This is a genomic window from Thalassococcus sp. (assembly GCF_982780845.1).
Map to the genome: position 1 here is coordinate 1 of NZ_CEYADA010000022.1, position 12,933 is coordinate 12,933.

Annotated in this window: 15 protein-coding genes; 13 read left to right on the top strand and 2 right to left on the bottom strand. The window is 60.0% G+C overall.

The annotated features are described in order from the left end of the window. The 9 genes from AC4FIA_RS17240 to pqqE form a co-directional block, all read left to right on the top strand. A partial coding sequence (locus tag AC4FIA_RS17240) for a sensor histidine kinase (protein WP_490366857.1) occupies positions 1-336 on the top strand: 336 nt, incomplete at its 5' end. An 81-nt stretch (positions 337-417) separates the two neighbouring features. Next, positions 418-795 carry an antitoxin Xre/MbcA/ParS toxin-binding domain-containing protein gene (locus tag AC4FIA_RS17245; protein WP_490366858.1) on the top strand — a complete coding sequence of 126 codons (378 nt, stop codon included), beginning with the start codon at positions 418-420 and terminating at the stop codon, positions 793-795. Then, positions 755-1,522 carry an RES family NAD+ phosphorylase gene (locus tag AC4FIA_RS17250; RefSeq protein ID WP_490366859.1) on the top strand — a complete coding sequence of 256 codons (768 nt, stop codon included), beginning with the start codon at positions 755-757 and terminating at the stop codon, positions 1,520-1,522. The genes AC4FIA_RS17245 and AC4FIA_RS17250 overlap by 41 nt, the downstream gene beginning before the upstream one ends. Positions 1,523-2,131: 609 nt before the next feature. Then, positions 2,132-2,824 (top strand): response regulator transcription factor, encoded by a 693-nt coding sequence (locus tag AC4FIA_RS17255; protein ID WP_490366860.1) that lies wholly within the window; start codon positions 2,132-2,134, stop codon positions 2,822-2,824. A gap of 104 nt (positions 2,825-2,928) precedes the next feature. Then, entirely contained in the window at positions 2,929-3,018 is a 90-nt protein-coding gene (gene pqqA, locus AC4FIA_RS17260; protein WP_103911772.1) for a pyrroloquinoline quinone precursor peptide PqqA, read from the top strand. A 24-nt stretch (positions 3,019-3,042) separates the two neighbouring features. Continuing rightward, entirely contained in the window at positions 3,043-3,939 is an 897-nt protein-coding gene (gene pqqB, locus AC4FIA_RS17265) for a pyrroloquinoline quinone biosynthesis protein PqqB (protein WP_490366861.1), read from the top strand. Then, positions 3,936-4,685: a pyrroloquinoline-quinone synthase PqqC gene (pqqC, locus tag AC4FIA_RS17270; RefSeq protein ID WP_103911621.1), complete on the top strand. Its 750-nt coding sequence runs from the start codon at positions 3,936-3,938 to the stop codon at positions 4,683-4,685. The genes pqqB and pqqC overlap by 4 nt, the downstream gene beginning before the upstream one ends. Then, positions 4,685-4,957, top strand: coding sequence for a pyrroloquinoline quinone biosynthesis peptide chaperone PqqD (pqqD, locus tag AC4FIA_RS17275; protein WP_200813245.1), 273 nt, complete (start codon positions 4,685-4,687; stop codon positions 4,955-4,957). The genes pqqC and pqqD overlap by 1 nt, the downstream gene beginning before the upstream one ends. Next, positions 4,957-6,078: a pyrroloquinoline quinone biosynthesis protein PqqE gene (gene pqqE, locus AC4FIA_RS17280; protein WP_490366862.1), complete on the top strand. Its 1,122-nt coding sequence runs from the start codon at positions 4,957-4,959 to the stop codon at positions 6,076-6,078. Before pqqD ends, pqqE begins: the two co-directional genes overlap by 1 nt. A 304-nt stretch (positions 6,079-6,382) precedes the next feature. Here the strand turns inward: pqqE and AC4FIA_RS17285 are convergent, their stop codons facing one another. Both AC4FIA_RS17285 and AC4FIA_RS17290 read right to left on the bottom strand, forming a co-directional pair. Beyond that, entirely contained in the window at positions 6,383-7,474 is a 1,092-nt protein-coding gene (locus AC4FIA_RS17285) for a ParB/RepB/Spo0J family partition protein (RefSeq protein ID WP_490366863.1), read from the bottom strand. Then, the gene (locus AC4FIA_RS17290) at positions 7,471-8,718 is read right to left on the bottom strand and encodes an AAA family ATPase (protein ID WP_490366883.1); all 1,248 of its coding nucleotides are present in this window, start codon (positions 8,716-8,718) and stop codon (positions 7,471-7,473) included. Before AC4FIA_RS17290 ends, AC4FIA_RS17285 begins: the two co-directional genes overlap by 4 nt. 552 nt (positions 8,719-9,270) lie before the next feature. Here AC4FIA_RS17290 and AC4FIA_RS17295 point away from each other — a divergent pair. The 4 genes from AC4FIA_RS17295 to AC4FIA_RS17310 all read left to right on the top strand — a co-directional run bounded on the left by AC4FIA_RS17295 (position 9,271) and on the right by AC4FIA_RS17310 (position 12,931). Continuing rightward, positions 9,271-9,981 carry a DnaA N-terminal domain-containing protein gene (locus AC4FIA_RS17295; protein WP_490366864.1) on the top strand — a complete coding sequence of 237 codons (711 nt, stop codon included), beginning with the start codon at positions 9,271-9,273 and terminating at the stop codon, positions 9,979-9,981. Positions 9,982-10,055: 74 nt separating this feature from the next. Beyond that, positions 10,056-10,982 carry a hypothetical protein gene (locus tag AC4FIA_RS17300; RefSeq protein WP_490366865.1) on the top strand — a complete coding sequence of 309 codons (927 nt, stop codon included), beginning with the start codon at positions 10,056-10,058 and terminating at the stop codon, positions 10,980-10,982. Positions 10,983-11,078: 96 nt separating this feature from the next. Further along, entirely contained in the window at positions 11,079-12,035 is a 957-nt protein-coding gene (locus AC4FIA_RS17305; protein WP_490366866.1) for an AAA family ATPase, read from the top strand. Next, positions 12,032-12,931 (top strand): DUF58 domain-containing protein, encoded by a 900-nt coding sequence (locus AC4FIA_RS17310; protein ID WP_490366867.1) that lies wholly within the window; start codon positions 12,032-12,034, stop codon positions 12,929-12,931. The genes AC4FIA_RS17305 and AC4FIA_RS17310 overlap by 4 nt, the downstream gene beginning before the upstream one ends. The last annotated feature ends 2 nt before the right edge of the window (positions 12,932-12,933 follow it).

Here is a 12,933-nt window from a genome sequence, read left to right on the forward strand (position 1 = left end):
GTCATGGCCAGCCTGATCCGCAACGCGATCCGCCACGCCGCCGACGGCACGCATCTGTCGCTGAGGGCCGAGGCCACGGACACAACCGCGCTCATCCACATCACCGACAACGGACCAGGCATCGCCCCCGCCGATCAGGGCAAGATTTTCGAACGTTTCGCCCAAGGGTCCGGCACCACTCGCGCCGCCGGTTTCGGCGTGGGCCTCGCGCTGGCGAAATGGGTGATCGAGGAACAGGGCGGCCAGATCACCATCCACAGCCCCCTACCCCGCGACACGGCCCTTGGCGACAACCCCGGCACGACCGTCACTTTGTCCCTGCCTTTGGCGATTTAGCGGCGGGTCTTGACCGATCACGCGAAGAACAATACTTTCCTACGTAAGATTTATACATTTTTCTTTCACAGGAAAGCACACATGCTCCGCACGCAAACCACCCAAACGCCCGATCGCGGCACCGTTCTGGGCAAGGCCGTGCTGCGCAGCGCCGAGCGGTTGAACCTCAGCGGCAAAACCCTTGCTGCCGTGCTGGGCCTGTCGGAACCCCAAATCTCGCGTCTCAAAAAGGGCACCGCGCCGCTGAACGAACAGACCAAGGCCTTCGAACTCGCCGCCCTGCTGGTCCGCGCCTTCCGTTCGCTTGATGCCATCACGGGCGGCGACGAAACCGCCGCCCGTGCGTGGATGCGGGCCAACAACACCGCACTTGGCGGCCGCCCCGTCGATCTGATCACCTCTATCCAAGGCCTGACCAATGTCTGCACCTATCTGGACGCCCGACGCGCTCCGGTCTGAGGCGCAGCCCTACAACAAATCCGCATGGCGTCTGGTCGAGGCACAGCACCACGTCTCGACCCTAAAACTGACCGACAGTCTGGCGGAACAGGAACTGTTGGAAGACATCCTCGAAGACACCAAACCACCCGTGCCTTCGGAATGCGCCCATCTGGATTACCTGCTGGCCACGCCCTTCCGCTACCGCCTCTACCCCCACGGCTCGCGCTTTCGCCGCGCAGGGATCACGCCGGGGGTCTGGTACGGGGCCGAAAACCCGAACACCGCGCTGGCCGAAATGGCCTTCTACCGCGTACTGTTCTATGCCGAGAGCCCCGACACCCCCTTCCCCAACACCGCCGCCGACTACACCGCCTTTGCCGTTCCGGTGAAAACCGCAACCGCCGTTGACCTGACCTCAGGGGAACTGGCGAAAGACGCCGCCACATGGGAACACCTGACCGACTACGCCCCCTGCCAAACACTGGCCGAGACCGCACGCGACATCGGGGCCGAAGTCATCCGCTACCGATCCGTCCGCGATCCGGACGGTGGGGCTAACGTCGCCGTGCTGACCTGCACCGCCTTCGCCCGCGCCAAACCCACCCAACGCCAAACATGGCGCATCCGCATCAGCGCCAACGGAGTCCAAGCCCTCTGCGACCACCCGCGCACAGCCGTAGAGTTCCCCCCAGACAGCTTTGACGCAGACAGTCGGGTCGCTGGGATGGATTGGGGGCGCAGCTAAAAACAATCTTTGGAATATCGTAATGGCCCATGGAGACAGAATTTAACGAAAAAGGCTCTTTTTCTGACAAACCTATGTCGACTGGAGAAATTACCGTAGCATGGTTCTGCTGTAATCGAATTTTGCGCATTTGCTCCACAATGCCCATGCCGAGAATAAGTATTTCCTCTACACTTAGGTTTAGAGGCACCTTTTGCAGTCTCGTTTCTCGATAAGGCTTTGCTATCAGTCTGAAGACTCTTTCCAGAAAACTAACGACCGGTCCAAACAACGCAGTAACGAGCGCGACCGAGCTGAAAATCACGAACAACCGCAAAGCTGGCAGTACCCAAGCTGGCAGGCCTTTGAAAAGCGTTGGATCATATTTATTCAATGCTATGGAAACCACTGCAGATGCCAAAAAAATAAGAAGCACAGTAAGACGAGAACCAATAAGCGTAAGTAAGTCTTCAAACTTGATCATATCCACCTCATCAAAGATTTTGTCTCGCCGCTTATAACAAAACTCATCGTGCCGACGTAACACCAACTTCGCGAAATGGTTGTATCTCCTCGCACCCACCAAAGGCTGCCTCGCGCTGAGTGCTGAAATACCCCTAGACTGCCCCCATGACGACCCAACCACCCATCCTCGTGGTCGATGACGACCCTGAAATCACCTCGGCGCTTAGTCGGGGGTTGGCCATTCACAGCTATCAGGCCGTGGCCGTTCATCGCTGCGCCGATGCGATGCAGACGCTGGATACCACCACGGTGGGGGCCGCGATTGTCGATGTGATGATCGGGTCGGAAAACGGTTTTGATCTGGTCCGCTCTATGCGCGAGGCGGGGCATCGTTTTCCCATCCTCATGCTGTCCGCCATGTCCGAGGTCGAAGACCGTGCCGCGGGGCTTGAGGCCGGGGCAGATGACTACATCGTCAAACCCTTTTCCTTTGACGAACTGGTCGCCCGTCTGAAGGTGCAGGAAAAACGCGCCGCCAGTGCACGCCCCTCCCCTGCCCGTCTGGGCACCGAATCCCGCCGCCTGATGATGGGGTCCGAGTCGGCCATTCTGACAGAACGGGAATATGACCTTCTTAGGCTCTTCTTAGAAAACGCCGATAAGGTGCTTTCGCGCGGCGAAATCTTTGACGCACTCTGGGCTGGCGACGGCAACGGCAGTGAAAACGTCGTAGATGTCTATCTGGGCTACCTACGCCGGAAAATCGGCCTTCCGCAGAAATTCGGCTTTCAGATCAAAACCTTGCGCGGGAAAGGTTTTGTCATCGACGGCCTACCCCCGGTTTTCGCGCCCGAATAAATGCGACCATGGTCTAGGCCATTCTTAGAAAATAAGAATTGGATAAGAACCACGCCCGACGCAGGATACCCCAGTAAGACAACTTACATTTGGAGGAGAAGACCATGGCATGGAATAAACCCGTAGTCCGCGAAATCGAGTGCGGCATGGAAATCAACATGTACGGCCCGGAAGAAGACGGCGTACTGTTCTAAGTTCCAGCGCGCGGAGGCGTTACTATGACATTCCGCGCGCACATTCTGGGGGCGGCTGCCGGTGGCGGCCTTCCCCAATGGAATTGCGGTTGCGAAAACTGCAATCTGGCGCGAACCGGCGCAATCCCCCCACAGACGCAAAGCTCTCTGGCTGTCACCGCCAATGGTGCGGACTGGGCCATTCTGAATGCGTCACCGGATATCCGTCAGCAACTGGCTGACACCCCTGCCCTGCATCCCACCGGCCTCCGTGACATGCCGCTTCGGTCCGTTTTGCTGACCAATGGCGACATCGACCACGTCGCAGGCCTGCTAACATTGCGGGAAATGCAGCCCTTTACGGTGCATGCGACCCAAGGCATCCACGATGTGATCGCCGAAAACCCCATTTTCGCCGCCCTGAACGCCTCTGTGGTGGCCCGTAACACCATTCGGCTGGACGAGCCCTGCGAAATCGCCCCGGGCCTCTCAGCGACGCTCTTTGCCGTTCCGGGCAAGGTGCCGCTCTATCTTGAGGGTGATGAGGTCCAGACCGACCTGATCGGCGAACAGACGGTTGGTGTCGAACTGACAGCCCATGGCCGCACCGCCTACTACATCCCCGGCTGCGCGATCCTGAACGACGATCTGCGCGCCCGCCTGACCGGCGCGGATACGCTGTTCTTTGACGGCACCCTTTGGCGCGACGATGAAATGGTCCGCGCAGGGCTGGGCCAGAAAACCGGCAAACGCATGGGCCACATGTCGATGTCCGGCGAAGACGGGTCCATCGCCGGTTTCGCCTATATGGACATCGCCAAGAAAATCTACGTTCATATGAACAATACCAACCCCGTTCTGCGTCCGGACTCGGCCGAAAAAGCCGAAGCAGAGGCCGCCGGATGGATCATCGGCCAAGACGGAATGGAGATCACCCTATGACCCAGACCCGAGAAGAGTTCGAAGCCCGCCTGCGCCAGATCGGTGCCGAGCGTTACCACGACAAACACCCCTTCCACCACCTGCTGCACGGCGGTGGCTGCACCCCCGATCAGGTGCGCGCATGGGTGATCAACCGCTACTACTACCAGCACTCGATCCCGATGAAGGACGCCGCCTTCATGTCCCGCGTCGAAAGCCCCGACCTGCGCCGCGCGTGGCGCTCGCGGATCGAAGATCACGACGGAACAGACACGAATCCCGGCGGCATCAAGCGCTGGCTCAAACTGGCCGAGGCCGTGGGCCTTGATCCCGACTACGTCGCCTCGACCGAAGGCGTCATGCCCGCCACCAAATTCGCCGTCGACGCCTACGTCCGCTTTGTCCGCGACAAAACCCTGCTCGAGGCCGTCGCCGCTTCCTTGACCGAACTCTTCGCGCCCAAGATCCACGCCGATCGCATTCAGGGCCTCCTGAAAAACTACGACTTCGCCGACGACAGCTCGCTCTCCTACTTCCAGAACCGCCTGAAAGAGGCCCCCAAAGACGTGGCATTCGGCCTGAAATGGGTTCTGGACCATGCGGACACGCAGGAAAAGCAGGATATGGCTGCTAACGCATTGATATTTAAGACAGATGTTCTCTGGTCGCAGCTTGATGCCCTCCATTCGGCCTACGTCGAACCCGGCCGCATCCCACCGGGCGCATGGCAGCCCGGTCAGGGCATGGCCAACGCCAAGGCCGCCTGATGGAGCTTGACGCGATCCCCTACCTGCCCCGCGGCGTCCGCCTGCATTTCGACAAGGTCCGCGACACATGGGTCCTGCTGGCCCCTGAACGCGCCATCACGCTCGATCAGGTGGGTCAGGCGATCCTGTCCGAACTCGACGGCACCCGCAGCTTTGGCCAGATCACCGACGACCTTGCCGCCAAATACAACGCGCCCAAGGATCAGATCGTGCAGGACAGCGCGGGCTTTCTGAAGGCGCTGCGCGACCGCCGCTTTCTCGAGGTACAGTGATGGCCCTTGACCGTTCCGCAATCCGCCCGCCCATCGCGATGCTGGCCGAACTGACCCATCGCTGCCCGCTCTCCTGCCCCTACTGTTCCAACCCCGTCGAACTGACGCGGATCAACTCGGAACTCGACACGGAAACGTGGCAATCGGTGTTCAAACAGGCTGGCGAACTGGGTGTCTTGCAACTGCATCTGTCGGGCGGCGAACCCGCCTCGCGCCGTGATCTGGAGACACTGGTCACCTCGGCGCGCGATGCAGGGCTTTATACCAACCTGATCACCTCGGGCATCGGTCTGACCGAACGCCGCCTCAAGGCGCTGGACGACGCCGGACTGGATCACATCCAGCTTTCCCTGCAGGGAACCGACGCACCCATGGCCGACCAGATCGGTGGCTACAAAGGCGGCTTTGATCGCAAGATGAAGGTCGCTGAATGGATCGCCGACATCGGCTTCCCCCTGACACTCAACGCCGTCCTGCATCGTCGCAATCTGCACCAACTGCCCCGCGCGCTGGAAATGGCGGTCGAGATGGGCGCACGCCGGATCGAGGTCGCCACCGTACAGTTCCACGGCTGGGCGCTTAAGAACCGCGATACGCTAATGCCCACGCGCGAACAGGCGCGTGAAGCCGACCGTATCGTGTCCGAGGCCCGCGCAGCGCTCAAAGGCACGCTGGTGATCGACTACGTGCCTGCTGACTACCATTCAGACTTCCCCAAGCGCTGTATGGGCGGCTGGGGCACCACAGGGCTTAACGTGGCCCCTGATGGCAAGGTACTGCCCTGTCACGCGGCAGAAACCATCCCCCACCTGCAATTCGACAACGTGCGGCATAAATCGCTGTCCGACATCTGGTACGACAATAGCGCGTTCCAAGCATACCGCGGCACAGATTGGATGTCTGAACCCTGCCAAAGCTGCGAACGCAAGACCGTCGATTTCGGCGGCTGTCGGTGTCAAGCAATGGCGATTGTGGGCGACGCCTCGGCCACCGATCCGGTCTGCATCAAGTCGCCCCACCACGGCGCGCTTCAGCAACAGGCAGACGCACATGCCGCTGTGGCAGACGCGCCTTTGGTCTACCGCGTAGCACCAGGCAAGGAATCTGAGCCGGCGGAATAAGGGGCCCCTGCCCTATTATCGACGCTGGCCTTTCGCACTCTGATCACTTTCATCAGCCATAAAATACCGACGCCGCAGAATCGCTTCTGCGGCCTTTTTCGTGCCTGATTAGGCTCTAACCTATCACAAAACAGTCTCTAACACAGCCCAACTCTGGCTACGCCGCGCCCTACCCCTCCAACTGCTTACATAGGCTCTATTACGTCTGATATCAGGCTCTATAGCGGCCAAAGAAAAAGGGGCCCTTCGGCCCCTCACTCGCACCACCCACAGGCGGGTTAACAATGGTTCCCCGCGGGGAACGCTACTCTTCCAACTTGGTAAGAAACTCTGCCAGCGCCTGCTCAAGCGCATGGCGATCCTTGGCCGAGAAGTCGCAATCCAGCAGAACCTCCAACCGCCCTTGCGACGCCGTCACCTTGGCGGCACCCCTGCTCCGCTCAAGACGGAACGTGGTTTTCGCAACGCGCGGCTTCTGTTCCTTGGCGGTCTTTGGTGCGGCAGGTTTCGCCGCGCTGACAAAGCTCTGCAGAACCGCCAGTTCGTCCTCAGGCGATCTGGGCGCTGGCACCGCCTTGATACGTGCAATCACCGTCTCAGGCAAAACCAAGCCCTCTTCGATCAGCTTGCGAAGCTCCAGGCCCAAAGCACGCGGAATGATCTGCGGGTACAGAACAGCGCCCTGCAGATACTCCAACAGCTTCGCGAAGGCGCGGACATAGCTGCGCTTCTGCTTGTTGGCGGATTCATACAGAACCGAAACCGCCTCATCGACGTCCTTCGCTTCGGTCTCGGGATCATGCGCATAGTCCCGCGCAAGGACGGCCATTTCGCCAAAGGAAATGTCACGACGCACAAGGTTCTCGTCAACCATGCGGCGATACAAACGCTCCAGCGCCTCGCCCTTGGCAATGATCGTCGCGGGGATATGGCCCCACTTTTCCGTGTCGCCCGTTTCGTCCTTCATCTCGCGCCAAGCGCTCAGGCGGCGGAAGCCCTGCACCAGTTCGAAATAACCATCATCGGTTTCTTCCAGCTGGATCGGGTTCGACAGACCAATCGCGCGGATCGACTCTTTCAACTCGGTCAGATCATCGCCTTCGCTCAGACGGTCGCGGATCAGCTTGCTGACGCGGATCTTGCCAAGCGGCACCAGATCGGTGATCAACCCCGCCTTTTTCAGCCGCACGTGTTCATGCGCCAGACGGTCGTTTTCCTCGCGGATTTTCTGTTCGATCTCTGCACGGGAGTTTAACGAGTCTGCCGTCTCCCGCACCGCCGCCGCCATAGGCCCACGCCGCGCATCCACCTTAGCCTCACGTGAGGGCGCAACAGCGGGGGTCGGCGTGTCGTCGACGGGCAGGTCGATGTCAAAAACTCTACGCTTCTTGCTCATACCTCATCCTCCAACTGATCCCACGCTTTCAGGATGGTGTCGCGGAATTCTTCGTACGCCTGATCAAACGTCGCCCGCGCGCGTCGCCACGTTTCCCGTGTCATATCGCGGTAGTCGATCTCGTAGACCGAAGACAGGAAGCGCCCCGACTGCTCAACCGCGCGAGTCATCTCGATCGGGTATTCGGCGACGTGACCCTCAAAAACCTTTCTGAAAGCATCAAACATCGCACGGTGCAGATCGTTGCCGGGTTCATACCGGGTCATCAGGAAACGGATGTCGGTGAACACCTTGGGCAACTTCAGGTTCCCCGCGGGGAACCCGTGGGAGAGGTCTTCGAGCGCTTCGGCCAGCTGGCCGATGAAGGAGGTGGTTGAGTCGTATTCCCAGTAGCCGGGGCCGGAGGGTATATAAAGCATGTCGGCGGCGAACACTGCGTTCATGCTTTGGTAGCCGATTGCCGGCGGACAGTCGAAGATCACGAGATCATAGGCGTCGGCCGGAATGCTGTCCAAGTAGCGGGACACGGCGGCGAAGAACGACCATTCGGGGTTCAGGTGACGGTACTGGGCCGAGGCGAATTCGACGAAGGCCGCGTTGGCGCAAGAGGGGACAATATCAATCGCGCTCCAGGCTGTGGGCTTGATGAAGTCGGTGTTCCGAAGCTCACCCAGACCCATGTCACGGATCGAGTCCGGCAGTTTGCGGGTCGGAAGCTGTACGCCGGATTCCGCCGCAACAGAAGCGCTGTTCATCCGGTCGGTTTCGCGGATCAGGTCGCGGGCCATGATGCCCCAGACCGTATAGTCTTCGGCCACATCGTTCAGACCCATGGAATGGGACAGCGTTGCCTGCGGGTCAAAGTCGACGACCAGAACGCGGTAACCATCAAGGGCTGCGGCGTGGGCAAAATGCAAAGCAACAGTTGACTTGCCAGCGCCACCTTTGAAGTTGGCGATCGCGGCGCGGAAGGCGCGCTTGTTGGCGGGGCGTTTCGGCATGAGCGACCGGCGGTTCACCTTCATGCGGCGACGGATCTCGTTGATTTCGTCCAGCGTGTACCAACGCTGACGACCGTCTTCTTCAACCTCGCCAGAGGGGAGGGAGGGGTCGGCGGCCAGACGGCCACGGAATGTGGACTGGTTCACCTTAAAGATAAGCTCGGACACCTCCCAGCTTGAGAACCTCCGAAGGCTTTTCTCCATCTCGGGTGAGAAGGTTTGACGCCGGATGTGACCCTGCATCTTAAGTGACTTTGCCTGCAACTCTGCCAGATCTTCGTGTGTATAACTCACATTTCCACCTTTTTTGGGGACGCTATTTCTTTGTAAAACGGAATTTACGATGATTTGCGGAATTTGGCAAAACCCAATATTGTATAAAAAACAGGTTTTTTCGGCCTTTTTCCCGAAGGATTTCTGCGTTGAACCGATTCTGGCGATTCGGAGAGATGGGGGCAGGAGGGTCTTGAAACTGAACCAATATTTTGGGGACAGGTTTGGGGCAAAATCCACATTTAGGGGGACATTTTGGCCAAATAAGGGGACACACAGGATGTCCCCCTATACCAATAATACCGATTTTCTTTTTAAAAATTTGATTAGGGTTTGATCGCAGATGGCAAAACGCTTGACAGAATCGAACTTCCGGACGCAAATCAGATCAAGTTGGCGATAAGCGTTGAGTTTTCATCTCAATGCGGTATGAAGACCGACAAAGCGGCATAGAACCGCAGAAAACGAACTGAGGCAGCAACGGGACAATCATAGTCCCGACATGAAACGAGGACCGAGCAGATGGCCGTCACCCATCCCGTGGGTCGCAATGCGGCATCACGGAAATACGACATACTTACCGCCCTTGGTGCGCTTGCGCTGTCTCAGGACAAATCCGCCCAACGACTGACGTTGCGGCTGATGACCCTGATCACGGCACGGTACAACTGGCGCAACGACGAACTGATTGTTGGTCGGGTCGAGATGGCGCGGCTTTGGTGTGTGGACGAACGAACCGTCAAACGCGAGATGGCCAAGCTGAAGGCGATGGGCTGGATCGAAGTGAAACGGGCAGGGGCCCGTGGACGGATCACGACCTACCGGATGATGCTTGACCGGATACTGGATGACACCCGTGTGGCATGGGCCAATGTCGGGCCGGACTTCGAGGCTCGGCTTTCTTTGGAAACCGACGCGCCGCAGCCTGCGACAGGGCAGGGGGCCATCGTCGCCTTTCCGGGTGCGAAATCTGTTCCTGCGCCGGATGTGTCCTCGGGCGATCCGTGGGCGCTGGCCGCAGGGATGCTGCATGGGGATGATCCGCAAAGTTATGGCGCATGGATTGCGCCGCTGACCCATCACGACACACGCGGCGAAGTGATGATGCTGATGGCCCCGTCACGGTTCCACGCGTCTTATGTGCAAACGCATCTTCTGCGGAAAATCGAACGGGCGGTACGTAGCCTTGATGTGGATGTGTCCCGCGTCGCCGTGCTGTTTCCTGAAGCCTAAGTCAGGGCGCAACGTAACCGTTATTGGACGCATAAAGACCTGCGCGCTAGTTCGTGGCGAAAGGAGGGTCCAAGATGGTTCTGCGCACCGCCTTTCTGGCGTTCATTCTGACATGTCTTTCGGGCCTGTCCTGGGCCACGCCGGACCGTGCGGCGTTCTTGGATATCGCGCGTAAAGGCTGGATCTATCAACTGCGCACCACGATGATCGGGCGCGATATGTCGATCCCTGTGCGGATCAACGGGCAGACATTGTTGGGGGCGTCGATCTGTCTGGTGGGCGAACGGCCGCATCTGGAAACCCGCGCCAGCCTGAATGCATTCCGGACCTTGATGGCCGAGGTCACGGGCAAGCCGTTGCCCATGCGCTATGCTGGTGTGTCGGCCCGGCAATGCGGGGCGGGGCGGACGGTGGTTATTCGTCTCTATTCCGGCAGACCTCCGGGGTCTGCTTTGACCGACGACTTGATGTGGATGAACGAAATTCACGATTTCGGCCTGCCGCAGGGGCGGCAGTATTCAGCTGGATCGCCCGCGATGGCGCAAACCTTCTTTGGCCGCAAGGGGCAGGGCACCCATGTGATGGTCAAACAGCCCCGCCGTGATGAGCTGAGTGATATGGAGCGGGATTTCTACCGCTCGATCCTGATCGAGGAGCTGTTCCAGTCCTTCACCTTTGGCATGGATATCCTGCATTTCGATCGCGAGGCGGCGTTTGTGTCGAAGCTTGAGGAATATCCCGTCGATCTGCGCTATCTGCCGTGGGATTCAGAGCCGTTCATGGAGGCCTTGGTGCGGTCGAACCCGCGCGGGCTGTGTCCATTTGATGTGTTCATGTTGCATGCGGTGGCGGATGCGCCTGTTCAGCAGACGAACGAGGATGCGTTTCTGGATTTTATCGATGCGCGGTATGACGATCTTTGGCAGCGCGCTGAACGGGTTGTTGCAGATGGGCGCTTTCAGGCCATTCTGGACCCTGAATGCCGCGGGCCGTTCGACTGATTGTGATCGCTAATACCTTCTGCGGTGTTTGTGGGTTTCAGGATTGCCGCTAGGCTTTCCGGATAAACGTGCGCACTTCGCACGAAGGGAGGAACCATGGACCAGACGATTCAGGCCGCGCCGGTGGGCGTCGGTCGCCTTGCCGCGCATCTGGAAGACGGGCTGGTCGGGCATCAGGTTCTTGTCGAACGGCTGTTGATCGGGGTGCTGGCTGGCGGGCATCTGTTGGTCGAAGGCGCGCCGGGGTTGGCTAAGACGCGGGCGGTGAAATGGCTGGCCGAGGCGATGGAAGGCACGTTTGCACGGATCCAGTGTACGCCTGATCTGATGCCGGCGGATCTGACGGGGACGCCTGTGTATCGGCCGCAGGACGGGACCTTCGAGTTTGTCAAAGGGCCGGTGTTTCACAACCTTGTTCTGGTCGATGAAATCAACCGCGCGCCGCCAAAGGTGCAGTCGGCTTTGCTTGAGGCGATGGCCGAAGGGCAGGTGACGGCGGGAAATGAAACGCACCCACTGCCGGACCCGTTTCTGGTGGTCGCCACGCAGAACCCGATCGAACACGACGGCACCTTCCCGCTGCCTGAGGCGCAGTTGGACCGCTTCCTGATGCATGTGGTTCTAACCCTGCCTGATCCGGATACCGAGCGGCGCATCCTTGATCTGGTCGAGGCGGAGGCCGTGTCGGGTGTGACCCACCCAGAACCGGTGCCTTTGGCCGAGGTTCGAGACGCGCGGAAACAGGCGATGGCGGTGCATCTGTCGCCCGCATTGAAGGACTACATCGTGCGCCTTGTGACGGCGACGCGGGTGGCACCGTTCAAGGATGAAATCGAACATGCGGTATCGCCGCGGGGCACGCTGGCGCTTGCGGCGGCGGCCAAGGCGCGGGCGTATTTGCACGGGCGCGACCATGCACTGCCCGAGGATGTGGAGGCTGTGGCGAGTGATGCGCTGGCGCACCGGATCGTGCTGACATGGCGCGCCGTGGCCGAGGGGCGCACAGCGCGGGCGCTGATTGCGGATGTTCTGAAACAGGTCGAACCGCTGTGAGCGATGCGCTTCAGGCCCCCGGCGTTGCGCTTCGGGCCGAGGCGCTGATCGGGCTGCGCCGCGCGGCATTGATGAAAACGCTGGATATCCCGCTGGCTGCGCTTCCGGGTGGATTCGTCACGAAACGCAAAGGTCACGGGCAGGACGTGGCGGACGTGCGCGAATATGTGGCGGGCGATGATATCCGCCATCTGGATCGCGGCACCACGGCGCGGACCGGCACCCTGCATGTGCGACGGTTTCAGGAAGAACGGGATCGCGTGTCGATCCTTGTTGCCGATTTCCGGCCTTCGATGTTGTGGGGCACGCGGCGCGCATTCCGCTCTGTCGCGGCGGCCGAGGCTTTGGCGCTGGTGGGCTGGCGCATTGTCGAAGAGGGCGGTCGTGTGGGGTTGCTGGCCCTAGGGGCAGGGATGTCTGTTGTTGTTCCGGCCCGTGGGCGCGCGCGTGGAATGCTTGATGTCATCGGCGGCATGATCCGCGCCCATGATGCGGCTTTGGAATTGGCCCTGTCGGGGGTTAGGCACGACCCCGATCTGGCCACGGGCCTTGCGCGGTTGGAACGTATTTCACCGCGCGGGTCCGAAATTATTCTGGCCTCGGGCTATGACAGTCTGGGCGAGGGGTTTCAGGACCGGATTGATGAACTGTCCGAACGCCGCAGCCTGCGCTGTTTGCGGGTGGTGGATCAGGCGGCGCAGAGCCTGCCGGACGGGTCCTATCCCATCGTTCTGAGCGACGGCACGCGCACCCGTGCGACGGTGCGCGGGGCCAGATCAGAGACTGTTTCGGATCAGATCGCAGGCCAGCCGGTTCTGACCATTGATGCAGGCCAAGCCCCTGACGCCACCGCGCGGTTGATCGCTGCGGCCTTCCCGCCGGATCGGGGGGATTAGGG

Bases quoted from the DNA above. Each gene is read 5' to 3' on its own strand.
- AC4FIA_RS17245 (WP_490366858.1), top strand. From the start codon at position 418: ATGCTCCGCACGCAAACCACCCAAACGCCCGATCGCGGCACCGTTCTG.
- AC4FIA_RS17250 (WP_490366859.1), top strand. From the start codon at position 755: ATGTCTGCACCTATCTGGACGCCCGACGCGCTCCGGTCTGAGGCGCAG.
- AC4FIA_RS17255 (WP_490366860.1), top strand. From the start codon at position 2,132: ATGACGACCCAACCACCCATCCTCGTGGTCGATGACGACCCTGAAATC.
- pqqA (WP_103911772.1), top strand. From the start codon at position 2,929: ATGGCATGGAATAAACCCGTAGTCCGCGAAATCGAGTGCGGCATGGAA.
- pqqB (WP_490366861.1), top strand. From the start codon at position 3,043: ATGACATTCCGCGCGCACATTCTGGGGGCGGCTGCCGGTGGCGGCCTT.
- pqqC (WP_103911621.1), top strand. From the start codon at position 3,936: ATGACCCAGACCCGAGAAGAGTTCGAAGCCCGCCTGCGCCAGATCGGT.
- pqqD (WP_200813245.1), top strand. From the start codon at position 4,685: ATGGAGCTTGACGCGATCCCCTACCTGCCCCGCGGCGTCCGCCTGCAT.
- pqqE (WP_490366862.1), top strand. From the start codon at position 4,957: ATGGCCCTTGACCGTTCCGCAATCCGCCCGCCCATCGCGATGCTGGCC.
- AC4FIA_RS17285 (WP_490366863.1), bottom strand. From the start codon at position 7,474: ATGAGCAAGAAGCGTAGAGTTTTTGACATCGACCTGCCCGTCGACGAC.
- AC4FIA_RS17290 (WP_490366883.1), bottom strand. From the start codon at position 8,718: ATGCAGGGTCACATCCGGCGTCAAACCTTCTCACCCGAGATGGAGAAA.
- AC4FIA_RS17295 (WP_490366864.1), top strand. From the start codon at position 9,271: ATGGCCGTCACCCATCCCGTGGGTCGCAATGCGGCATCACGGAAATAC.
- AC4FIA_RS17300 (WP_490366865.1), top strand. From the start codon at position 10,056: ATGGTTCTGCGCACCGCCTTTCTGGCGTTCATTCTGACATGTCTTTCG.
- AC4FIA_RS17305 (WP_490366866.1), top strand. From the start codon at position 11,079: ATGGACCAGACGATTCAGGCCGCGCCGGTGGGCGTCGGTCGCCTTGCC.